Source organism: Pseudomonas sp. PLMAX (assembly GCF_046042685.1).
Taxonomy (GTDB): Bacteria; Pseudomonadota; Gammaproteobacteria; order Pseudomonadales; family Pseudomonadaceae; genus Aquipseudomonas; species Aquipseudomonas putida_AE.
In genome coordinates this window covers 4,794,992-4,816,113 of sequence record NZ_CP064949.1, presented here as the reverse complement: position 1 = coordinate 4,816,113, position 21,122 = coordinate 4,794,992, and the positions used below count along the sequence as shown (strand labels likewise).

At 59.1% G+C, this 21,122-nt stretch carries 22 protein-coding genes; 8 read left to right on the top strand and 14 right to left on the bottom strand.

What is annotated here, in order from left to right:
* Positions 1-219: 219 nt before the first annotated feature.
* Positions 220-663 (top strand): hypothetical protein, encoded by a 444-nt coding sequence (locus DKB71_RS21820; protein ID WP_408597360.1) that lies wholly within the window; start codon positions 220-222, stop codon positions 661-663.
* A gap of 182 nt (positions 664-845) precedes the next feature.
* Positions 846-1,709, top strand: a complete 864-nt coding sequence (locus tag DKB71_RS21815; RefSeq protein ID WP_323627717.1) for a sensor domain-containing diguanylate cyclase — start codon at positions 846-848, stop codon at positions 1,707-1,709.
* A gap of 17 nt (positions 1,710-1,726) precedes the next feature.
* On the opposite strand, the gene DKB71_RS21810 is transcribed toward DKB71_RS21815, so the two are convergent.
* The gene (locus DKB71_RS21810; RefSeq protein ID WP_274076616.1) at positions 1,727-2,152 is read right to left on the bottom strand and encodes a hypothetical protein; all 426 of its coding nucleotides are present in this window, start codon (positions 2,150-2,152) and stop codon (positions 1,727-1,729) included.
* 145 nt (positions 2,153-2,297) lie between these two features.
* Here DKB71_RS21810 and DKB71_RS21805 point away from each other — a divergent pair, with 145 nt between their 5' ends.
* Positions 2,298-2,963 carry a TetR/AcrR family transcriptional regulator gene (locus DKB71_RS21805; protein WP_408597357.1) on the top strand — a complete coding sequence of 222 codons (666 nt, stop codon included), beginning with the start codon at positions 2,298-2,300 and terminating at the stop codon, positions 2,961-2,963.
* A gap of 354 nt (positions 2,964-3,317) precedes the next feature.
* Here DKB71_RS21805 and DKB71_RS21800 read toward each other — a convergent pair whose 3' ends face one another.
* From DKB71_RS21800 to DKB71_RS21790, 3 genes are read right to left on the bottom strand one after another with little or no spacing between them, the layout of a single operon-like run.
* Positions 3,318-4,208 (bottom strand): DUF2950 domain-containing protein, encoded by an 891-nt coding sequence (locus DKB71_RS21800; protein WP_274076618.1) that lies wholly within the window; start codon positions 4,206-4,208, stop codon positions 3,318-3,320.
* Positions 4,209-4,237: 29 nt separating this feature from the next.
* A complete protein-coding gene (locus DKB71_RS21795) occupies positions 4,238-5,755 on the bottom strand; it encodes a DUF3300 domain-containing protein (RefSeq protein WP_323627722.1) in 1,518 nt (505 codons plus the stop codon).
* Positions 5,755-6,051 (bottom strand): hypothetical protein, encoded by a 297-nt coding sequence (locus DKB71_RS21790; RefSeq protein ID WP_408597354.1) that lies wholly within the window; start codon positions 6,049-6,051, stop codon positions 5,755-5,757. Before DKB71_RS21790 ends, DKB71_RS21795 begins: the two co-directional genes overlap by 1 nt.
* 27 nt (positions 6,052-6,078) lie before the next feature.
* On the opposite strand from DKB71_RS21790, the gene DKB71_RS21785 reads away from it, so the two are divergent.
* On the top strand, positions 6,079-6,714 hold the full coding sequence (locus tag DKB71_RS21785) for a hypothetical protein (protein ID WP_408597352.1): 636 nt from the start codon (positions 6,079-6,081) through the stop codon (positions 6,712-6,714).
* An 84-nt stretch (positions 6,715-6,798) separates the two neighbouring features.
* Here the strand turns inward: DKB71_RS21785 and DKB71_RS21780 are convergent, their stop codons facing one another.
* From DKB71_RS21780 to DKB71_RS21765, 4 genes are all read right to left on the bottom strand, one after another.
* On the bottom strand, positions 6,799-7,200 hold the full coding sequence (locus DKB71_RS21780) for a hypothetical protein (RefSeq protein ID WP_408597350.1): 402 nt from the start codon (positions 7,198-7,200) through the stop codon (positions 6,799-6,801).
* Between the two features lie 363 nt (positions 7,201-7,563).
* Positions 7,564-7,884: an isochorismate lyase gene (locus DKB71_RS21775; protein WP_408597348.1), complete on the bottom strand. Its 321-nt coding sequence runs from the start codon at positions 7,882-7,884 to the stop codon at positions 7,564-7,566.
* Positions 7,885-8,000: 116 nt separating this feature from the next.
* Complete coding sequence (locus tag DKB71_RS21770) at positions 8,001-8,435, bottom strand: GFA family protein (RefSeq protein WP_408597346.1); 435 nt, start codon at positions 8,433-8,435, stop codon at positions 8,001-8,003.
* Between the two features lie 55 nt (positions 8,436-8,490).
* On the bottom strand, positions 8,491-9,432 hold the full coding sequence (locus DKB71_RS21765; RefSeq protein ID WP_408597344.1) for a carbon-nitrogen hydrolase family protein: 942 nt from the start codon (positions 9,430-9,432) through the stop codon (positions 8,491-8,493).
* A gap of 106 nt (positions 9,433-9,538) precedes the next feature.
* On the opposite strand from DKB71_RS21765, the gene DKB71_RS21760 reads away from it, so the two are divergent.
* Positions 9,539-10,222, top strand: coding sequence for a helix-turn-helix domain-containing protein (locus DKB71_RS21760; RefSeq protein ID WP_274076625.1), 684 nt, complete (start codon positions 9,539-9,541; stop codon positions 10,220-10,222).
* 41 nt (positions 10,223-10,263) lie between these two features.
* Here the strand turns inward: DKB71_RS21760 and DKB71_RS21755 are convergent, their stop codons facing one another.
* Complete coding sequence (locus DKB71_RS21755; RefSeq protein ID WP_408597342.1) at positions 10,264-11,457, bottom strand: Fic family protein; 1,194 nt, start codon at positions 11,455-11,457, stop codon at positions 10,264-10,266.
* 201 nt (positions 11,458-11,658) lie between these two features.
* On the bottom strand, positions 11,659-12,873 hold the full coding sequence (gltS, locus tag DKB71_RS21750; protein WP_408597340.1) for a sodium/glutamate symporter: 1,215 nt from the start codon (positions 12,871-12,873) through the stop codon (positions 11,659-11,661).
* A gap of 223 nt (positions 12,874-13,096) precedes the next feature.
* Between gltS and DKB71_RS21745 the strand changes: the two genes are divergently transcribed.
* Positions 13,097-13,555: a metallophosphoesterase family protein gene (locus tag DKB71_RS21745; RefSeq protein WP_408597338.1), complete on the top strand. Its 459-nt coding sequence runs from the start codon at positions 13,097-13,099 to the stop codon at positions 13,553-13,555.
* A 153-nt stretch (positions 13,556-13,708) separates the two neighbouring features.
* Positions 13,709-14,917 carry a patatin-like phospholipase family protein gene (locus DKB71_RS21740; RefSeq protein ID WP_323627735.1) on the top strand — a complete coding sequence of 403 codons (1,209 nt, stop codon included), beginning with the start codon at positions 13,709-13,711 and terminating at the stop codon, positions 14,915-14,917.
* A gap of 19 nt (positions 14,918-14,936) precedes the next feature.
* Here the strand turns inward: DKB71_RS21740 and DKB71_RS21735 are convergent, their stop codons facing one another.
* The 4 genes from DKB71_RS21735 to DKB71_RS21720 form a co-directional block, all read right to left on the bottom strand.
* Entirely contained in the window at positions 14,937-15,209 is a 273-nt protein-coding gene (locus tag DKB71_RS21735; RefSeq protein ID WP_274076630.1) for a hypothetical protein, read from the bottom strand.
* Between the two features lie 129 nt (positions 15,210-15,338).
* Complete coding sequence (locus DKB71_RS21730) at positions 15,339-16,997, bottom strand: arylsulfatase (protein ID WP_408597335.1); 1,659 nt, start codon at positions 16,995-16,997, stop codon at positions 15,339-15,341.
* A 316-nt stretch (positions 16,998-17,313) separates the two neighbouring features.
* Positions 17,314-17,766: a hypothetical protein gene (locus DKB71_RS21725; protein ID WP_408597333.1), complete on the bottom strand. Its 453-nt coding sequence runs from the start codon at positions 17,764-17,766 to the stop codon at positions 17,314-17,316.
* Between the two features lie 92 nt (positions 17,767-17,858).
* Complete coding sequence (locus tag DKB71_RS21720; RefSeq protein ID WP_274076633.1) at positions 17,859-18,818, bottom strand: LysR family transcriptional regulator; 960 nt, start codon at positions 18,816-18,818, stop codon at positions 17,859-17,861.
* A gap of 163 nt (positions 18,819-18,981) precedes the next feature.
* Here DKB71_RS21720 and DKB71_RS21715 point away from each other — a divergent pair, with 163 nt between their 5' ends.
* On the top strand, positions 18,982-21,018 hold the full coding sequence (locus tag DKB71_RS21715; protein WP_408597331.1) for an alkyl/aryl-sulfatase: 2,037 nt from the start codon (positions 18,982-18,984) through the stop codon (positions 21,016-21,018).
* Positions 21,019-21,122: the final 104 nt, after the last annotated feature.

Here is a 21,122-nt window from a genome sequence, read left to right as displayed (position 1 = left end):
TTGAGTCTGTAGGGTCAAATGTATGTATTCTGCATCTGTAGAGCAAGGGCCTCTCGACCAGTGGCCGCTTTGCACCTGCCCTGTTGCACCGCGTTAACGTTTTTCGCGGGTAATCCTCTCCTTCCAAGACCACCCATCAGCCAGCGCCCGCGTCTGGAGCAGGCCACTAGACTTCACAGGGGGGATGACATCAACGCAACTCAAATCAGGAAACCTGTGATGAACAGAGCATCTTGGCTGGCGTTGGTAGTGGCGGTAGGGACGATTTCAGGCTGCGCGAGCAGAACTGATGTTGTCGATGTCCCCCTCGATGCTACCCCGCAAAACGCAGAACATATCGCTCGAGCCACCCTCAGCCCGGTGGGCAACCAAACCAGCATCTGGCTCACTGTCGGCGGGGTCCCCCACGACATGGCCGTATCCAGCCGCCTCGACACGGCTATCTACGCAGGCTCGTGCCAGCAATTGGGAGCACAACCGGCGTACCGGACCCGTCAGGCCAACAGTGTCGACTACCCATCGCTGGCCCCGCGTACCCAGCATTGGGCCCAGGCACCGGTGGCGCTGATCGAACTGACCAAGGGCGGCTATGCCTTGCTGGTTCGCACCAGCCCGGCAGACGGCAGTCGCGAGCTGTTCTGCGGCAACATCAGCGCTGGCTAGGGACGCATCTGGCGAGCTGTTCGGTATTGTGGCCTGCGCAATTTGCGCAGGCCATCGCTGCTGGCCGCTTGCTGTCCCTCACCCGACTTTGCACACGCCAGCCAAAAGTCTGCCGGACGCCTAGCCGCCTCCCTTCGCGATCAGGCATGATCGGGCTATATGAACCGGGACTCCCCTGACCTATGCCCGTCGACCTGCAAGCGCTCTACCCCAAACTGATCCATCTGATGCTGGACACGGTCTTCGTGGTCGACAGGCATAACCAGATCGTATTCGTGAGCGATGCCTGCGAGGCACTGCTCGGTTACCGTGCCGACGAGCTGACCGGTACCGCGATCACCGACTACATGCACCCTGACGACCTGGCGATTACACGGGCCTCCATTGTCCGGGTCATGAACGGCCAGCCTCACGTCGACTTCCGCAACCGTTATGTCCGCAAGGATGGCGGCATCGTCCACATCCTGTGGGCGGCCTTCTGGTCCGAGGAAGTGGGGGCGCGCATCGGTGTCGCGCGCAATGTGACGGCCCTCTGGCAGGCCGAGGAGGAACTGCGTTTCCTCGCCCATCATGATCCGCTGACAGGCCTGGCCAACCGGGCGCTGTTCAATGATCGCCTGGACACGGCCCTGCGCACGGCGCGCCGGCACAACAGCACGCTGGCCTTGCTGTTCCTCGATATCGATGACTTCAAGGGCATCAATGACGTCCATGGCCATGCTGCGGGCGATCGTGTGCTGAGCACGATTGCACGACGGCTGGAGGGCTGCGTGCGTGAGACGGACACGGTGGCCCGAATGGGCGGCGATGAATTCACGGTACTGCTGACGGACATCCAGTCCGAGGGCGCCGTCAGCGAGACCGTGGCGCGGATTCTCGCGGTCATGGCCGAGCCGCTGGACGCTGAATCCGGTGCAGTCAAGATGCCGTCCTGCAGTATCGGCATCGCCTGTTATCCCGCGGACGGGGAGGACGCCGATACGCTGCTCAGCCAGGCGGATGACGATATGTACCGGATAAAACGGCAGCGTTCCGGGGCTGGGTGACGAGCCGGTCACCCGCGTCAGGACAGGCGCGATTCGCCTGTCCCGCGGCTCAAGTACCCGGCAGCCACGCCGATGCGCGAGAACACCAGCCACAGAAAAAGCAGCACGCTCAAGCCAATCAGGATCGATGCGACGCCAATCAGCGGTTCGACTGCCGGGAAGCCCTTCATGCGCAGGGTCAATGCGCCGAGCATCACCGGCACGCCCAGGTTGTAGGTCCAGAACTGCACGGTGGCAACGCGACCTTCGGTCATGCACGGGTGCAGTGTGGCGATGACGCCGAACAAAGCCATCGACACCCATCCCAACAGGTTGATATGGGCATGGACCGCGAACAGCGAGTGGTCGCCGGAGGCGCCCATGGCCACCCCCAGCAGCACGCCCATGGCAAAGTAAAGGGCCGCGAGTCGAAACCAGGTTCGCGAACGGGGAGTGTGATTCATGGCATTCACCTCAAGCGCCCTGAGGCGCGCTCAGTTGCTGGAAAATCCCTGAAATCGTGATGACCGCAAGTGCGGTGGCAGGTCCGGTGCCGTGGGTCTATAATGAGACAAGAGTCTCATTACAAGACAAGGTATCATTTATTCCATGTCCAGCCCCAAGTCAAGATCCGAGCCAGGCCCGTCGGTCGGCGACGGCGATTCGCAAGGCCGCGTCAACCAGAAGCTGCGCACCCGGCAGGCGCTGATCGAGGCCGCCGTCGCCTTGCGCGACGAGGGCCATCAGCCCACGGTGGCGCAAGCAGCCGAGCGCGCCAGGGTCTCGCGCGCCACGGCGTATCGCTACTTTCCCACGGTTGAAGCATTGATCAGCGAGACGGCGGCCGATCGCGACATGCCGCCGCTGGAGCGCGTCTGGCGCCCGGGCGACGATCCGGTCAAGGGCATCGGCCTGGCGGCGAATGCGCTGAACAAACTCTTGCTCGACGACGAGGTCGGCCTGCACGTGATGGAGCGCTCGTTCATGACCGTGTGGCTCGAAAACGAGTCCCACGAGCCCCTGCGACCGGGCCGTCGCCTGAGCTACATCGAGCCGATTGTCGACTCGATGAAGGACGTGCTTGCTCCCAGGGCGCGCAAACGCTTGAAGCAGGCGCTGTCGATTGTGATGGGCACCGAAGCGTTGATTGCCGTGCGCGATATCAGTGGCGCGAGCTTCGAAGAGTCACTCGACGCCAGCGCCTGGGCGGCGCGGGCGCTGGTTCGCCAGGCACTGGCGGAGGCTGAAAAAAACCGACGAAAGCTTACTTCATGACATGGAGCCGGGACGAAGCAGGGGGGGCTGCCAATCAGGTACTCATGACGATGACCCTGTGGAGAGGGAGCTTGCTCCGGCTGCACACGAGCACGGGACGTTTGAACGGGAGCAAGCTCCCTCGCCACAGGGTCATCGTTTTGGGTTGGTTGAGGTGTGCATGCGAAATCGGGAAGAGAGTAGCTGTTTGCCATCACTCTGGAAGTGAGCGATGGCGTGGACAGCGAACAATGTCAGTTTTAGAGGCAACTAGTGCGCATTTGGCGGGTAAGGGGCTTGAGGACAGGACACTGAGTACAAAAACGGGCGCCTTGCGCGCCCGATTTCATTGACTTCGCCCGCCCAAAACTGCAGTCAATCCGGCTTCTCCTGGTCGTCCGGCACTTCCTTCCAGCTGTCATCCGGATCAAAGCGTTTCATCGCCTGCGCCAACTTTTCACTATCCGGTCCCAGGTCCTTTTCGAAGACCTGCCCGTCATGACTGATCATGAAACTCATCACCCCGGTTTCACCGTATTTTGCCGGCCAGGCGATCAGGGCAAAGCCCCGGCTCATCTTGTCGCCGATCAGGTAACTGTAGGCCCCGCCCGGTGCCGAAGGACCCTGGCCCAGCAGGATACGGAAGTGGTAGCCATGCCAGGGCTCGCCGGCAATGGTCTTGCCGAACTCGGGGCCCAACGGGCTGATCTGGCCGCTATCGTCGTCGGCCCAATAGAGTCCGTCGTGCTGGCCGGGGGTGCTGTAGATGTTCTGCGCATACTCGAGTGCGCCGTCACCGTCACGATCCACCGAGGCGTAATCCATCTGGGCATCGTGATAGGCCAGTGCCGATTGCACCGCGGCCAGCTCGTTGCGGCCAATTTGCCGGGCACGGATTTCGGCACTGCCGCCCTTGGGGTCGAAGCGCCAACCGTTCGCGCTTTTGACGATGGGAATAGGCAGCGTCCAGTGGTCAGTTCCCACCGATAGAAGCGCCTTGTTGTCCGCGATTTTTTCGATCTGGTGTTGCTGGTGGTATTGCTTGAGGAACGCCTCCACGTCTTCGCGTTCCGCGCCGTCGCGAGGGATGTAGCTGCGCCAGTTTTCACCCAGCAATTCGGTCAGGCGTTTCTGATCGGCGTTTTTCGTACCCAGCGCTTCGACGAACGCTTGAGCGGCCTTTTCCGGCGTCGCAAACTCCTGCTGCGCCGCTGCCAGGCACGACCAGGCCAGGCCGACAGTGATCGCCAGGGCCTGTACAAACACGCCCCTTGCCTTTACTCGAGGATGATTATTCAACGGCGGCCCCCCCTTGAACGCGCTGGTGGACTGGATGGCCGACTGATCTGGTGGCCGGCGGCTCGTGAGGCGCTGGGGCGCTGATAGGATGCCTGGCTGGCCCGGCCACGATTGGCTTGCATGTTGGCCTGGGACGGTGAGCGCGCGCCTGCGAAGGCATTGTTGCGGGCACTGCCTCTATTGACGGCAGGTGCGGCCTGGCGTTTTTGCGTTGTCTGGCGCGCCTGTGTGCTGCCCTGTATGCGTTGATTCGCCTGATTCCTGGTTTGCTGAGTCCTCGGCTGCTGATTCTCCCGGGTGTTTCTGGCAGTGCCCTGGCTTCTGTCGGTAGTCCTCGGTCTGTCTGCACCGGCCTGCATCCGATTGCTGGCCGAAGCCCTGGACTGGGCTTCGCGCGCCCGATCACGGGCCTCCAGATTGCTGGTGGCAGGCCGTTCGATACCGGCCCTGTCCATTGAACTGCGGGCATTTTCACGCGCCTGGGCGCGCTGGGCGTTGTTGTCGCCGCGATAGGCCTGACGTTGATTGGCACCGTCCAGCTGCCGGCCGTACTGTTCACGGCTCCTGTTGTCCCGATAGGGCACGCCATTGCGATGCGCAGCGTTATGCTGCCACTTGTTCTGATTGTTGCCGATCCGGTTGTTGGCGTTGATGTTGTTGTAGCGATTGACGTCGATGTCGACGTCGTTATTGCCCCAGTCACAGTCGCCCCACAGCGCCCCGACGATCGCCACCCCGGTACCGAACGCCAGCCCGGCCATCAGCGCCTGGCCGGGGTAATAGGCGGGCGGCGGTGGATAGTAGGCAGGAGGCGAGGCGGGGTAGGCCCAGGTGCCGTAGGTGGTTGTCGGGTTATAGGTGGGGACGTATACCACCTGCGGATCGGCGGGCTGGATGATGATGGTTGAGCTGCTGCTGGATGGGGCCTCAGCAGGGGCCGGCGCCGCAGTCGTGGTCGCCGGTGCTGGAGCCGCTGGCGCAGCATTCTGGATCGTCACGTTCTGATACTGGTTGCTCTGCAGGTTGCCGGCTGCCTGGGCCTGATGACGCAAGCGTTGCACCCCGTTCATGAGATCGTCGGGCTGCGCGAGGAAAGCATCACCCAAGCGCTGGACCCAGACCGGATCCTGCCCCAGCGTCGCCAAAACCTGCGGGAAGGCAACCAGCGCCTGCACACTCGGGTCCCAGGGCTGGTTCGCCACTTGCTTGACCGCATCATCGCCCTTGGCGTCCGGGTGCGCCTTGGACCAGGTGACCGCCTCGGCGACTTCCCCGGGGTAGGTGGACGCCATCAGTATCTGTGCCAGCAGCGGGTCCGGGTAGAGCGCAATGGGCGCCAGCATCTGGTCCAGTTGTTCCTGGGTGAATACGGGGTCTTTGGTTGGTGCCGCGACGGGTGTCGTACTGGGAGGGTTGGGCGGCGGGGTAGCGGTTGTATCCGCTGACTGCGCCATGAAGGGGGAGCCGCTCAGTAAAAGGACCGCTGACAACGCGTAGAAAAATGGAATGCGCATCACAGCTCCCTGTGGTCAGGCAGATTTGCAATAAGTGCATCATGCCGGGGAAATGCAGGCCGCCTGAGCAAACCCCGGACCTCGGCGTCGACGCCGTGCATTGATAGTAGCAAACAAAAAAAATCTGCTCGCAATACCTTCGACTCCGAGGCCAATAGTCCCACCAAGCCAACTTTACCGGCCTGTGCTTGTGGGACCGCCGGGTGGGTACTATCGTCAAATATCACATTTGCAGTGCTGTTTTTCAGGGCGCCGGCAGCCAATTCAGCCCCCAGGCGCGAGAAGTCCTGAGCCATTCTGCCCATCCAGAAAAGGTAGCGCATATGAACCAGGCACTGGGGTATTTCACTAAACGGGTCATTGCCGGCTTGCTGGTGATCATCCCCATCTACCTCGCCATCCTGGTCTTGCTCAAGGGCATGAAATCCGTCGGACAACTGGTCCGACCGTTTACGAAGTTGCTTCCGGAATGGCTGCCGGCCGAGCAACTCCTGTCATTGATACTGGTGTTGGTGATCTGCTTCCTGATCGGCGTGGCGCTGCGCACCCGATTGGGCGAGATAGCCCGCAAACGGGTAGAGACGGGCGTGTTCGAACGCATTCCCGGCTACGGATTATTCCGCAGCCTGACCCAGCAGATAGCGGGAGACAGTCGCCAGACCGTGTGGAAACCCGCCCTGGTCGAGATCGAAGACGCCCTGGTCCCGGCGTTCATCATCGAAGTGTTCGACGACGGCCGCTACACCATCTTCGTCCCCTCGGTACCCACACCCCTGGCCGGCGCAATCTACATCCTCGAGCCGAGCCGCGTGCATCCCCTCGACGTGTCCTTTACCGACACGTTCAAAGTCATCTCCAAATGGGGCGCGGGCGCCAAGGACCTGGTGGCGGCCATGGAAAAAGCTGAAAACCGGGGTGCGCCTGGAGTGGCGGTGAACAAGATGGATGCAGTGCCTTGATAGACAGGTGAAACGCAGTGAACACGAAAAAGCCCGGCTGATCAGGCCGGGCTTTTTGTTGGGTACTGCGGTGTAGCGATGGGGTCAGGCGACGGTGTTGCCTTGCAGGCGGTCGGAGCCATCGGCGGCGACGGTGTTGCCTTGCAGGCGGTCGGAGCCATCGGCGGCGACGGTGTTGCCTTGCAGACGGTCGGAACCATCGGCGGCGACGGTGTTGCCTTGCAGGCGGTCGGAACCATCGGCGGCGACGGTGTTGCCTTGCAGGCGGTCGGAACCATCGGCGGCGACGGTGTTGCCTTGCAGACGATCGGAACCATCGGCAGCGACGCGATTTTCGATCAGGCGGTCAGAACCACCCTCAGCCACTCGGCTTTCAATCAGGCGATCCGAGTCACCTTCAGCGACAACAGGCTGAACGGAGGTGGCGGCAAAAGCGTTAACTGCAAAAACCGAGAAAGCGATGCTGAGGAGGGTTTGGCGTTTCATGATCGTGTACTCCGGGGTGTTGTTGGTTGGTATGGGGCTGATGTTACGCCGCGGAGTTTTTAAGAGAACTTCATTGACGTGATTGTGAACATCGATGGGATTGATAGGGCCAGCGGCCCACCTCTGGTGGGCGTGATGATCCATGTAATGCGTCGAAGTGAAATGATCTGTCCTCGGCACAAATGTCAGTGAAGACCCAATCCTGTAGGAGCCGGCTTGCTGGCGATTGCGGATTGTCAGGCGAAGACTTGGTCGACTGTACCTGCGCTATCGCCAGCAAGCCGGCTCCTACAGATCTGCTTAAGTCCTCAGCGTCCGTTTTTATTCACGCCGCTGATTCAAGGGGCATCCAATCCCTGAGAATCAGGTCTCGGGCAATTGCGACGACCAGTGTTTCATCTCCTCGGCAATAAAATGCTTCACCAGATCGCTATACATCTTTTCGATCGCATCCGGGCTCAGCCCTTCGGCCACAGCCCACTCCCGACGAGTTACCAGCATCGAATCGAATCGCTCCCGGGCACGCACCGAAGCCGCAGAGGTCTTGAATTTCGAAGCCGCCAGCACGTACTGAAAACGCCGGCCCAGCAGCTTGATAACGGCCTGGTCGAGGGCATCGATCTCGCGTCTGATGTCCTCCATTCCTGTGCATTCTGCAGGTTGCAATGGGTTGGAAACTTCCATGTAGGTAACTCCGTCATGCCTATGTAGGAGCGAGCTCGCTCGCGAAAAATCCAAAGATGTCGCAAGTATCCGGTCAGGTAATATCGTTCACGATCTTTTCGCGAGCAAGCTTGCTCCTACTCATCCACGCTAACACCCGATCCCCCCAGTTCTTTCGGCACGTCCTTGAATTTGGGCAGGCCATCTTTAATGGGCAGCACCGACTCCTGATAATGGACATGCACCCCTGGCGAATACTCAAGATCCGGGATGACCGCGGCATACACATCGATCAGCCCCATCCCCGGATGCTCGGTGAAGAGATGCCCGCCGCACGTCCTGCACCACTTGCGGTAACTCTGTGGTGTCTTGTTGTAGGTGCCAATGTTGTCAGCCCCCCGAGTCACGTGCACCGCCTCGGGCTTCCACAAGGTGAAGGCATTGACCGGCCCAGCTGACCAATGCCGGCACGACTCGCAATGGCAATAGCCCATCCCGGCCGGCTCTCCGCTGACGGTGAACTGGACTGCGCCGCAAAAACAACTGCCTTTGTACGTCCGTTCATTGTTCATGGCATGACTCCTTGATCAGTGGTCAGGCGAGCGCTCGCCTGAATGTTGCCTGCCTTTACCTGTCGATGTAGTGAACCGAGGTCGCCGGCGTGCGCCGCACCTGCAGTTCGAAAATATCCGGGCGCGCATAGTGCCCGGTGACGTCGAGCGCCCGTCGTGCTGGCGCCACGAGTGCGACGTCGATGTCCGCATACAGGATGCCTGCCTCGCGGTGCAATGGACCGGCCACGATCCGGCCTTGCGGGTTGACCACCACCGAGTCACCGTCGTTGATCCACTCGTCCGGATCGGCAAACAGTTGCGCACGCGCCGGAAAGTCATCGGGAATGTCGCTGCCACGCAGCGCGCTGCCACTGCCGAGCACCCAGCAACGGCCTTCGAGGGCGATGTGACGCATCGTGCTGATCCAGCCCTCGCCGGTGTCGTAGGTGGGGGCGACGTAGATTTCCACCCCTTGGGCATACAGCGCATAGCGCGCCAGCGGCATGTAGTTTTCCCAGCAGATAAGCGCACCCACGCGACCGACCGGTGTATCGACCGCACGCAAGCCGGACGCATCGCCGAAGCCATGCACCATGCGCTCGGGATTGGTCGGCATCAGCTTGCGGTGGCGGTTGAGCACGGCGCCGCTCGCACCGATAACGACTACGCTGTTATAGAGCGTGCCGCCGCCATTGCACTGGTCGCATTCATTGATGCCGCACACGATCGTCACGGCGTGGACCCTGGCAGCCTCGCACAATTGGCACAGATCACCGTGGGTGATATCGACGGCGTTGGCCAGCAGCCGCGTGTGCAACTGACCCATTACAGCACCGTCCTTTCCCGCCGCCAGCCGCCAGATCCATGACGGGTAACCTGGAATGTACGATTCGGGCAAAACGATCAGCGAGGCGCCCGCTGCCGCAGCCTCGGCGACCGATTGCACGGCCCGGGCGATCGTCGCGCTGCGATCGAGCAGCACGGGCGGGCGCTGAATGATGGCGATCCTGGTCATGGCGTTCTCCTGGGACGGTTGGCTGTTAGGAGACTTGAGCGTGCGCGTGGCGAAGTCGCGCGGCTAGTTCAGAATCTGAAGCGTTGCAGCAGCGGGAGGGCAGGCGATGGACGAAAGCTACGGTCAGTTCTGCACGGTCGCCCGCGGTGCTGAAGCGCTGTGCGAGCGCTGGACACCCTTGGTCGTGCGCGAACTGCTGTGCGGCAGCAAACGCTTCAATGAACTGCACCGCGGCGTACCCCGGATGTCCACCAACCTGCTGGCGCAGCGGCTGCGCCATCTGGAAGAGATCGGCGTGGTGCATCGCACGGCGGTTGGCAAAGTCTGGGAGTACAGCCTGACCGAGGCGGGTGAGGAACTGCGCCCGATCATCATGGCGCTGGGGCATTGGGGCGCGCGCTGGATCGGCAGTCGCCTGCGCGACGACCAACTCGACGCGGGCCTGCTCATGTGGGACGTGCGCCGGTTCGTGCACATCGAGACGTTCCCGTCCCGGCCGGTGATCATCCAGTTCAAGTTTCGCGACGCGCGACCCGGCGAGCAGCAATGGTGGCTGGTGGTCGAGGAGGGCGTGGCAGACCTGTGCCGCGACGACCCCGGGCGCGAATTGACGCTCGTCGTCGATTCCAGCGTGCGCGCGTTGACCGAAGTGTGGGCGGGTGACCGTACACCTAAGGAAGTGCTCCAGTCGCAAGAGCTGCGGGTAGACGGCGCGGCGCAGGATGCGCAAAGCCTATGGCGCTGGCTGGGTACGAGTGCGTTTGCTGGTACCCGGAGTGCTGCGCGCTAGCTCTGGAGCTGCCATCGTGAAGCGTAAGCGGTCGATGAATTCTACTGAAACCGTCGATGCAAATCCGGAAAAATATCCTGGGCAAACCACGCAGGCAGTCCGGGTGTGACGATTCGCGATTTGGGCGTTCGGCTTTCCACCAGGCCGACTTTGATCAGTCGCGACAGCTCATCGATTGCCGGGCGTGGTGTCAGGCCGGTGAATGTCTTTATTTCGTTGCGCGGCAGACTACCTTGGGTGATCAGCGCAATGATCGCTGGAGCACTTTCCGGGCGAATGCCTTGCTGTAGAAGTTTCTCGTTGAAACGAAACGCACGTATCACGCGCTCTCGCAGCTTGGACGGGTCTACCGCTGCGGTCATGTAATCCACCTGATCGTGACAAACCTGCAGCATGAACTCGATAAATTCGAAGTAGCGTCGCTGAGATAACTGGCCTCGTCGGTCCAAATCGCCTTCTCGTGGTCGGTCGGCCATGGTCAAGGCACTGTAGTAATCCTGATGCTGTCGTGCGAGTCCGCGAGACAGCGACCAGAGTGTCGGCTCCAGCCCCAGTTGCACCAACTGCAAATGAGTGATCAACCGGGCAACCCGACCATTTCCGTCAGCAAAGGGGTGAACCCATGCGAGACGATGATGGTAGGCAAGCGAAGAAACAAGCTGACGACGCGGGTCGGTCTGCCGGCCGAAGCCTGCCTGGAGATGTCGCAGCATCCCGTCAACTGCAAAAGCGTGCGGTGCATCATGATTGCCCACGACAACGTTCTGGCCTGTGACCGACCGGAGTGCGCCGGGCTGCATTACTGAGCCATCGGACAGCGTGCGTTCTGCATCACTGGCACCGCGAAAAAGCCGATCATGTGCAGTGCTTATCAGCTCAGGGGCGAACATGGCGCTCCATGGAAATGGTCCACGCTGGCTTAACGTCCGTTCGAACAATGCCTGGACCGCCATCTGCTCAACCGCCAGGCTTTTAAGCCGCTTGCGATCCTTGACCGGGGCTGCCTGCGCTTTCTGCATATCGGCAGGCTCGGTGTACTGCCCTTCGATCAGGTTCGAATAGTACGTATTGGTGATTTGCAGGAGACGGCGAAGGCGTGCGGCGGTTTCAGGCGGTAAGCGTCCAGCAAGGAATTGCGTCTTTCTGGGCAGCGCATCCGCAAAGGCGATGATCGATGGGGGCAACGCATCGGGAAGTATCGGATCGAGCCAGGATTTTGATGTGATCAGGGACATAGCGGTTTGCACTGCGTGAAAAGACTTCACATTTTATTTCACATAGTTGACCGCTTAACAAGCGCTAAATTATTGGGTTTTTGGCTGTTTTCATCCGCTTTGAGAGAAATAATCTTCACATTTTATTTCGCATTATTTTTGTGTGGCTTCTGCAAAACGGGCGCCCTTGCGAGGCGCCTGCCATTTGTGGAGCTTCACCCGCTACAGACCACTGAACATCCCAATAATCACGGCATTCACCAGATCAATGAAAAAACCACACACCAGCGGCACGATAAGAAACGCCTGATGAGCCGCACCATACTTCTGGGTCACGGTCGTCATATTGACGATGGCGGTCGCCGTAGAACCGAGCGCAATCCCGCCAAAGCCTGAAGCAATCACGCTGGCTTCATAGTTTCGCCCCATGAAGCGAAACACCACAAAATACGTATAGAGCACCGTCAACAGGACCTGCAGGGTCAACGCACAAGCAATGAACAGCAACGCGCCGCTGAGCTGCCACAACTGCAAGCCCATCAGCGCCATGGTCAAGAACATCCCTAGACAAACGTCGGAGATCAGCGACAAGCCCTGGCTGGCACCGCTCCAGGACTTCAGGCGCTGCTCGCCAATCAGTGCCCGAACAAGGTGGTGAATGACGATACCGGCGAACAGGCAACTGACGAACTTGGGCAGGGTGATCCCGCTGTCGACCAGCACCAGGTTGAGCCCATAACCGAGCATCAAGGTCAGGTTGAGCCACATCCACGCCCAGAGCACGTCGTAGTAGTCCAGTGGTTTGCTCTGCTGTTGCTCGAGAATGCCGACTTCCAGCCCCTCATCCCGGGAGGGCGTGAGTTGATGGCGACGGATCAACCGGTTGGCGATGGGACCGCCGATCACACAGGCGGCAATCAGGCCGACGGTGTTGCTGGCGATCCCCAATTCGTGCGCGTTCTGGATGCCCAGCTTTTCGACGAACAGCGGTGCCCAGGCCAGGCTAGTGCCAATCCCACCGGTGAGGGAGATGGAACCCACCATCAGGCCTGCCTTGGGATCAAGCCCGAAGACCTCGGCCATGCCCATGCCCAGCGCGTTTTGCAGGAAGATGAACACGGTGGCGAGCACCAGCAGGATCATCAGCGGCCACCCACCCTTGATCAACTGGCGCATGTCCGACTTCAAGCCGATGCCGGCAAAGAAGTACAGCAGCATGGTGTCGCGAACTTGCAGGTCAAATTCGACCTGGATGTTGAGACCGAAGTACAAAACGCTGGTGACCGCCGCACAGACAAAACCGCCGACCACCGATTCGGGAATGCAGTATTGGCGCAGCAAAGTGCTGTGCTGGACCAGCGTCTTGCCCAGGAAGAGCAGCAGGATAGCGAGCGTGAAACTCACCAGGCCATGAACAGCAAAGAGTTGGGCGGTCATCTATAGCCTATTGAAAAACCTGAAAAAAATATTATCCAGCGCTAATCGCACTGGTTTCAGACCTGAGTCAATGAAAGTGCAGATCGTGGATCAGGCCGGACTCGGCTAAGGTAGTGCTGGCGAACATCCCTGTCGTTGACCGTGTGCCGGAGTGAGTCAAGCAGCTGATCCCGGAACACGCAAACAACGCAATGGGGACCTGTATTCATTCCTGGAGCCTTGCATGAAAGTTGGCGTGATCTCCGATACCCACGGCTTGCTCCGCGCCGAAGCCCTCGCGGCGTTGCAGGGCTGTGAACGGATCATTCACGCCGGCGACATCGGCAAAGCGCAAATCCTCGAGCAACTGGCGGCGATTGCGCCGCTGCATGTCGTACGCGGGAACAATGACCAGGCGGCCCCATGGGCGGAGCACATCGCCGATCACCTGAGTTTCGACCTCAATGGGTGGTTGACCATGCTGGTTCACGACATGGCTGACGTACCGGCGGTACTGGATGCAGGTACGAGGCTGGTGATTACCGGGCATTCTCATAAGCCGCGGATAGAGTGGCGTGGGGAGCGGCTATTCCTTAATCCGGGTAGCGCGGGGCCGCGACGGTTCAAGCTGCCGGTGACGTTGGCATTGCTCGAAGTGGAAGAGGGGCTGATTGAGCCGCGGTTGGTTTCATTGTTGGAATGAGCGTTGGATGGGTTCACAGACAACTTTGCAGCGCGGCCAGGTGCTTTCAAGTTTTTTTATCCTGTAAAGGAGCGCAAACTGAGCGACCTGGCGTTCGAATGAGCTGTCGCGCTCGGCTGGCGTGCAGCCGGCTCACGCACCGGAGGAAGCGTTGTGAAACCATTCCCGCTCAAACCCGGCGACTTGACCCTGGACATGTTTCTTCAAGCCTGTCTGCCACGCCGTGACGCCGTTCCGCAAACCTTGACGGACAAAGCGGTCATCCCGGGTATACCCAATGCCCGCTACCGGTTGGACCACGACCTGACACCGTTTATCCAGGATGCGGTTCAGGCCAACAGACGTGAAAGCGAGGAGCTGGCCAAGGCCGGGAAGCCGAACGATATCCTGCCGCTGGCAAGCATGCTGGCCGTTTCCGGCGGCGGTGATGCAGGCGCATTCGCCGCGGGGCTGATTGCTGGATGGACTACCCATGGAACCCGGCCCGTGTTCAAGGTGGTCACGGGTATCAGCGCGGGTGCCCTGATCGCCCCGTTCGCTTACCTGGGGCCTGAGTACGACGGTGTGATTCGCTACGTCTCCAACGCAGTCGGGCCCAAAGACATCTTTCATTCGCGAAACGTGCTCACCCGTTTTGCCAGCGACGGTATCGCGGACAGCAAGCCACTGTCGCGGCTCATTTCCAGATACATCACTACGCGGATTCTTGCGGCGATAGCTTCGGAATACGCCAAAGGAAGAATCTTGCTGATCGGCACAACCGACCTTGATTCAGGGCGACCCGTCACCTGGAACATGGGCGCCATTGCCTCAAGCCAGGCACCGGGCGCGCTCGACCTGTTCCGCAGCATCATGCTCGCGTCGATGAGCATTCCCGGCGCGGTCTCACCCGTCATGATCGATGTGGAAGTAGACGGCCAGCAGTTCCATGAAATGCACGTGGACGGCGGGGTGATCACCCAAGTGTTTCTTTACCCGCCTGGCACTTTGGTGGGACTGAACCGTGCTGCCGGAGTCCCTTTGCGACGGGAACGGCATTTCTATGTCATTCGTAACGGGACATTGGAGCCGCAGTGGTCCGGGACGAAGCGCCGTACGTTGAGCATCGGCGGGCGGGCCATCAGTGCGTTGATCCAGACCCAGGGGATCAGCGACCTGGAGCGCATCTACCGTATGGCGCAGCAGGATGGAGCCGACTTCAACCTTGCCTACATTGGCGCCGATTTTGACTTTACGCGCACCCGCAAATTCGATGGCGAGTACATGAAGCGTTTGTTCGATTACGCCTTTCAACTCAGTTCGAAGGGCTATCCGTGGCATAAATCGTCGCCGAACGAAAGCCGGCCAATGCCCGAACTATGAGGCTGCCGACACAAGACCCTTACTTGATTTGAGTTTTGATTTCAGTTCCGGGCACGAAAAATTTACCGGGATCATCGACCTTCTTCAGGTCAACCAAGGCTCGGCAAACGCAATGCGAGAAATTTTCCTGCAAGGTGTCAGGGTCTATAGATGCCACTTGCGACAGTTGTATGTGTTGTCCCTCGGGCGTTTTATAGCAGACACAATTATCAAGTTTGGTGATGCCGTAATCATCCGACTGACAAGCAGTGGTCAGTAAAGTGATGGTAATAAGCATGACGAAGCGTTTCATTGGCTCCCCTCCGAGGCTGTAGTGAAGAGCTCACTCCAGAGGAAGCTTAGCTGTCATTTGCCATCGCTCCATACCCCGCTGCTTGCGAAGTGGCGACCCCCTGATGAAGCCGCCACGTATCGCGTCTGATCAGTTACCCGCTGGCATCGGCAGGTTGATACCTTCTTTTTTCAGGACGTCACGCACGTACTGGAATTTCTGGTACTGCGACAGCTCGATCGGCCCGTCATAACCCATGCTTTGCAGTTTGCGGGGAGGGTAATCGACGTAGGTTTTCATCAACTTGATGATCGCGGCCGAGATCGGGACCATTGTCCAGGTGCGTTCGGTAAAGTTGTTCATGAACAGGTCATAACGCTCTTGCGGGTCTTGCCACAAGTCATAGACCTGCGGCACGACGGCCACATATTTTTCGGCGCCTTTCCATCCCAGGTTAGTGTCCACCGACAAACCACCGGTTTGCGCGCCATTGTCGCCGCGCAGGTTGAACACGGCCTTGTAGTTGCCGACACGGGCCGCCCCCGGTGACAGTTCGTTCTCGGTGAAGAAGAACCACTCCTTGCGCGGAGAAGGGGCACTGCCGGTGAGTACCGGGGTCATGTCGTAGCTGTCGAAGATGATGGGCTGACCTTCGCGATCTTTCTCCGGCAACTTCACGCCAGCCACAGAAGCGAACGTCGCCATCAAGTCCAGGCCACCGAGTATTTCGTGGTTTTTGCTGTCCGGCTTGATCTTGTCTGGCCAGACGGCAATGGCCGGTACTCGGTTGCCGCCTTCACGCACCGTGCCCTTGGTGCCGCGGAACGGGGTGTAGCCGGCGTCCGGATAGACATCCTGCCAGGCCCCGTTGTCAGTGGTGTAGACCACCAGGGTGTTCTTATCCAGGCCGAGCGCCCTGAGCTTGTCCATGATGCGGCCGATGTGGGTATCAAGTTCGACGACGGAATCGGCGTACTTGGACTTGGACATGGACTTGTGAACGAACTCCGGCGCCGGCATGTTGGGCTGGTGCACTTTCATGAAGTTGACGTTGATGAAAAACGGCTTGTCCGATTTGGCCGCCGTGTCGAGAAACTCCAGGGCAGCTTTTTCGACATAGTTATCAAAGAACGGAATGCCGACCACGCCGGGTTTGCCGTCTACGACCGGCGTGTCCACGTACTGGCCATTGACCTTGAATTCCTCGACCGGTTTTTCCCCCGCCTTGCCGGACAATGCGCCCTTGGTGACCCTCTGGAACATCTCGCGGGTTTCCGGATCCATGTCCGGGAACCAGGTGGGATCTGCGTAGGTGTAGGCGTTGAGGTGGTACAGGCCGACGTATTTCATCACGTCGTAACCCTGAGCATTGGGCAGCGCATAATCGGCTTCGCCCAAGTGCCATTTGCCGGTGAAGTAGGTGTCGTAGCCGCCGGTTTTCAACACCGATGCCAGTGTCCACTCGGCGGCTGGCAAGCCGCCGCCCTGGCCCTGGAAGGCCACGGTGGTCATGCCGCTACGATTGGGGATACGCCCGGTTTGCATGGCCGCCCGACCCGGTGTGCAGCTGGGCTGGGCATAAAAGGAGTAGAAGGTGACCCCTTCTGCCGCCAGTTGATCGATGCTGGGCGTGGGCATGCCTCGACCGACCCCACCGCCGTAGGGGCCCAGGTCGCCATAGCCGGTATCGTCGGAGACGATAAACAGGATATTGGTCTTTTCCGTCTGGGCTGCGTGGGCAAGCCCGGTCAATGACAAAAGCGCGGCAAACACTATTGAGCGTTTGAAACGATCCGATAGCTGTTCCATACCAGGAATCCTCGTTGTTTCATGCTGTTGGCAACCGGGTGATGAGTGCACATCAACATTGCCCCCTTCGTGCATTGACCACCGAGTAATTAGCCCCAGGTACTGCGTACAGAATCATTTCCCCCTTGTTGCATGACCGTGCACGGATTAAGGCGCAGGAAGGAGTCTAGTGCGGTTTTTCCAAATGAACGGGCGATTGCAATGCTTTAGTGGCTGATGTAACGCCAGTATTACAAACTGGATTAACACCAACCTGGAAACGGTAAACACAATCGCCACATACAACGCGACTCAACTACTCACGGCGATGGGTGTTTCATCGAGTCGCATGTACAACATCGCCACAGAAAATATCGGCGCTGCCATCCTCGGGTGAAGTGCGCACGACGACAGCGTACTTGCCGGAAAGCAGGTCTGGCATGGCGATCGGCGCGCTCCTGTAAAACGTCCATCCACCGGTGCCTGCATTGGGTTCAGTGTTGACCTTGTCGTTCATTGCGAACGCGACTGCCCCGGGTTGCTGGCAACTGCCTTTGTTGATGAAGGTGTAGATGCGCGGCGGCAGGATGGTGCCGTTGGGAACGCCGCTCAGGTAGAAGTCAAAGTTGGTCTGATTGCCTTCGCCGGTCAATGTAGTCGTGGCGGTGTGACCGGGGTTTCGCTGGGTCGCTGCCAAAGGAAGATTCATTGACTGGTGGTGTGAAGAGCTGGAGCAGCCCAAGAGCGTTGCGGTCATCAATAGTGCTGAAAGGGAGAGACAGGATTTCATTGCCAACCTCCAATAATGGAAGAAGTGCGTTGGGGGGACTATTGGGTATAGCTCAATAATGTCGCATTGCGTTCCTGGATATATAACTCAGTTCACTCGCTGCCCATCCGGGCCAGGATGCGCTCACGCTGACAAATTTCTGCTTCCACAGCTCGCACCTCCCGCATGTAAATCTCTACCGCGGGTGGCAGTGAGCGCTCTTTCAGGTAAATGAAGCCATAACGGGTACGCAGGGCAGGGTCATGGGCGGGCAACGGCACGATTGCCCCTGCGCTGATTTCCTGCTCGAAAGTCGATAGATTGCCTAACGCAAGGGCATTGCTGTTCTCGACGAATTTGACGATTTGCATGGGCACGTCTATTTCGATCGCCGGTACAAAATCACCCGTCAAGGGATCGTAGGCGCCGGCACAGCCCAACGTTGCCGGAAGCAAATGGGTCGCCAACCGCAGCGGAATGCGCGAGGCCACCCAAGGGTAGTCGAGTGTTTGCGCCAGCGTTGGTGAACGTTTTTGCGATAGCAGGGGATGGCCGGGGCGACAAAACAGACGGCCCACATGCTCACCCAGCAACTCACAGGTGAACTCTTCCCGGCCTTGCAAGGTACTGATTTCGGCGATCCCCAGGTCCACTGCACCCGTGGCGACCTGATGAGCGACTTCGCGCCAGCCGGCGACATGGGCAGTGACCTTGATCTGCGGATGTCGGGCATGCAAACGCGCGATGCTGGCGTATCCGCTGGTGACACTCGGATAGGGACCCAAGGCCACTTTCAGCGCGCCGATATCGCCACCCGCCAACAGGGTGATGTCGCGGCGCAAATCCTCCTCGGCCACTAACAGGCGCTGGCTTTTTTCCCGTAGCAACTGACCAAACGCCGTCAATACGACGCCGTCTGAGCGTCGATCAAACAGCGTGACCCCCAGTTCGCTCTCCAGTAACTGGATGCTTTTGCTCAGCGCCGGCTGGGAAACCCCCAACGCTTTGGCCGCTCGACCAAAGTGTGCCTGCTCAATCAATGCCAGAAACTGACGTAAGCGACGCGGTGTCATCTCATAACCTTTATGTTATCGAAAATGGCTGAAACGGAATTTTTCGTAATGAAATGAATATGCTATTCATGGCCAGGCGGGTCAAGGTGACGCGTACCCAATAAATACAATCGAGCGCAAATTTCCCCATTGACGCTCATGGCCCTCTGGCGCAGGAACCCCCATGCACAACAAGACCCTTCATCTGGCATTGGCAATCACCCTTGGGAGCGGCATCAGCCCTCTGCTCTTTGCTGCCGTGGCAAACGACGCAAATCCTGAACCGGCAGCGACACAAAATTCGCACTTCGACAGCAAGGGTAAAGCGCCTTCGTCCTACACGATCGAAGCGCAAAATGCTGTACGCAAGACCCTTCCGTTCGCGGACAAACGTGATTTTGAAGAAGCCAGGAAAGGCTTCATCGCGGCACCGTCCTACAACAAGATCATGGCCGAAGCCGGAAATGTCGCCTGGAACATGGGCAGCTATGACTTCCTGCTCGGGGGCAAGGACTACGACAGTATCAATCCGTCCTTGCAGCGCCAGGCGGTACTCAACATGGCCTTCGGTCTGTATGAGGTCGTTCCGGAAAAGATTTACCAAGTGCGTGGGTTCGACCTGGCCAATATCACATTCATCAAGGGCGATACGGGCTGGATTGTGTTCGACACCCTGATGTCGAAGGAAACCGCCAAGGCTGCGCTGGATTTCATCAATGAAAAACTCGGCAAGCGCCCGGTCGTGGCGATAGTGATCTCTCACTCCCATGCCGACCATTTCGGTGGTGTCCGCGGTCTGGTCGATGAAGCCGATGTGCGCAGCGGCAAGATCCCGCTCATAGCACCCACCGGTTTCATGGAGCATGCCGTGGCTGAAAACGTCTACGCCGGCAACGCCATGACCCGGCGCGCCTTTTTCCAGTATGGCGTGATGCTGCCGCACAGCCCTTATGGCCATGTCGACATGGCTATCGGAAAAAATGCCTCGCTAGGCAACATGGGCCTGATCGAACCCAATCGCTACATCGAGAAAGATTTCGAGTCCCTGACCATCGACGGTGTGGAAATGGAGTTCCAAAGCACTCCCGGCACCGAGGCGCCGGCAGAGATGAACACCTGGTTCCCGCAGTTCAAGGCATTCTGGGCAGCTGAAAACATCGTCGGCACCATCCATAACATCTACACCCTGCGCGGTGCTCTGGTCCGTGATCCACTGGTCTGGTCGAAAAACATCAACAACGCCCTGTATCGCTACGGGCAACAGGCCGATGTCATGTTCGCCTCCCACAGTTGGCCACGCTGGGGCAATGAGCGTATTCAGGACGTCATGCGCGCGCAACGCGATGCCTATGCCAACCTGAACAATGCCGTGCTGCACGCCGCCAACCAGGGCGTCACCATCAACGAGATCCAAAACGTCTACAAGTTGCCCGAAAGCCTGAAAAACAACTGGGCGACCCATAGCTACCACGGCTCCGAAGAGCACAACAGCCGTGCCGTGATAAACCGCTACCTGGGTTACTGGGATGCCAACCCGGCGACACTGATGCCGTTGTCTCCGAAAGATTCGGCACCGCTGTACGTGGAAATGATGGGAGGCGCGGACAAAATCATGGTCAAGGGCAAATCCCTGTTCGATCAGGGCAAATACCGCGAAGCCTATGAAATCCTCAACAAACTGGTGTACGCCGAACCCCAGAACACCCAGGCCAAGGACTTGCTCGCGGACGTCTATGAGCAGGTTGGCTATCAAAAGGAAAGTGCTGGCGTGCGCAACAGCTTCCTGGCGGCGGCGTATGAATTACGCCATGGCATGCCCAAGGGAGTGCCGCCGAAACCCACCGGGCCGGACATGATCCGCGCGATGAGCACCGAGTTGTGGCTGGAATACCTCGGCATTGCCCTGGACGGCAGCAAGGTTGCGGATCAACACCTGGTTCTGAATCTCAGGACACCCGACAACGGTGAACAGTTTGTGGTTGAGTTGAGCAATTCAACGCTGACCACCATCAAGGGGCAGCAAGCGAAAAAGGCTGACCTGACCATTACCCTTGACCGCTCGGATCTTGAAGGCGTGATGGCAAGGAAAACCAGCTTCGCTCAACTCGTCGCGGCGGGAAAAGCTACCTTCGAAGGCGACCACAAACCCTTCGAACGGTTGATGGCCGCCATTACGCCTTTTACCCCTACCTTTGAACTGCTGCCCGGCACCCGGCAGTAATTCATCAGGGCCGGATGCGGCCCTGTTGCAGGCTGAGACGACCTTGCGCACCCAATGACATATCGTGCGCAAGGTGCCAAAAGCTTTCGCAGCGGGCCTGTTGC

Bases quoted from the DNA above. Each gene is read 5' to 3' on its own strand.
- DKB71_RS21820 (WP_408597360.1), top strand. From the start codon at position 220: ATGAACAGAGCATCTTGGCTGGCGTTGGTAGTGGCGGTAGGGACGATT.
- DKB71_RS21815 (WP_323627717.1), top strand. From the start codon at position 846: ATGCCCGTCGACCTGCAAGCGCTCTACCCCAAACTGATCCATCTGATG.
- DKB71_RS21810 (WP_274076616.1), bottom strand. From the start codon at position 2,152: ATGAATCACACTCCCCGTTCGCGAACCTGGTTTCGACTCGCGGCCCTT.
- DKB71_RS21805 (WP_408597357.1), top strand. From the start codon at position 2,298: ATGTCCAGCCCCAAGTCAAGATCCGAGCCAGGCCCGTCGGTCGGCGAC.
- DKB71_RS21795 (WP_323627722.1), bottom strand. From the start codon at position 5,755: ATGCGCATTCCATTTTTCTACGCGTTGTCAGCGGTCCTTTTACTGAGC.
- DKB71_RS21790 (WP_408597354.1), bottom strand. From the start codon at position 6,051: ATGGCTCAGGACTTCTCGCGCCTGGGGGCTGAATTGGCTGCCGGCGCC.
- DKB71_RS21785 (WP_408597352.1), top strand. From the start codon at position 6,079: ATGAACCAGGCACTGGGGTATTTCACTAAACGGGTCATTGCCGGCTTG.
- DKB71_RS21780 (WP_408597350.1), bottom strand. From the start codon at position 7,200: ATGAAACGCCAAACCCTCCTCAGCATCGCTTTCTCGGTTTTTGCAGTT.
- DKB71_RS21775 (WP_408597348.1), bottom strand. From the start codon at position 7,884: ATGGAAGTTTCCAACCCATTGCAACCTGCAGAATGCACAGGAATGGAG.
- DKB71_RS21770 (WP_408597346.1), bottom strand. From the start codon at position 8,435: ATGAACAATGAACGGACGTACAAAGGCAGTTGTTTTTGCGGCGCAGTC.
- DKB71_RS21765 (WP_408597344.1), bottom strand. From the start codon at position 9,432: ATGACCAGGATCGCCATCATTCAGCGCCCGCCCGTGCTGCTCGATCGC.
- DKB71_RS21760 (WP_274076625.1), top strand. From the start codon at position 9,539: ATGGACGAAAGCTACGGTCAGTTCTGCACGGTCGCCCGCGGTGCTGAA.
- DKB71_RS21755 (WP_408597342.1), bottom strand. From the start codon at position 11,457: ATGTCCCTGATCACATCAAAATCCTGGCTCGATCCGATACTTCCCGAT.
- gltS (WP_408597340.1), bottom strand. From the start codon at position 12,873: ATGACCGCCCAACTCTTTGCTGTTCATGGCCTGGTGAGTTTCACGCTC.
- DKB71_RS21745 (WP_408597338.1), top strand. From the start codon at position 13,097: ATGAAAGTTGGCGTGATCTCCGATACCCACGGCTTGCTCCGCGCCGAA.
- DKB71_RS21735 (WP_274076630.1), bottom strand. From the start codon at position 15,209: ATGAAACGCTTCGTCATGCTTATTACCATCACTTTACTGACCACTGCT.
- DKB71_RS21730 (WP_408597335.1), bottom strand. From the start codon at position 16,997: ATGGAACAGCTATCGGATCGTTTCAAACGCTCAATAGTGTTTGCCGCG.
- DKB71_RS21725 (WP_408597333.1), bottom strand. From the start codon at position 17,766: ATGAAATCCTGTCTCTCCCTTTCAGCACTATTGATGACCGCAACGCTC.
- DKB71_RS21720 (WP_274076633.1), bottom strand. From the start codon at position 18,818: ATGACACCGCGTCGCTTACGTCAGTTTCTGGCATTGATTGAGCAGGCA.
- DKB71_RS21715 (WP_408597331.1), top strand. From the start codon at position 18,982: ATGCACAACAAGACCCTTCATCTGGCATTGGCAATCACCCTTGGGAGC.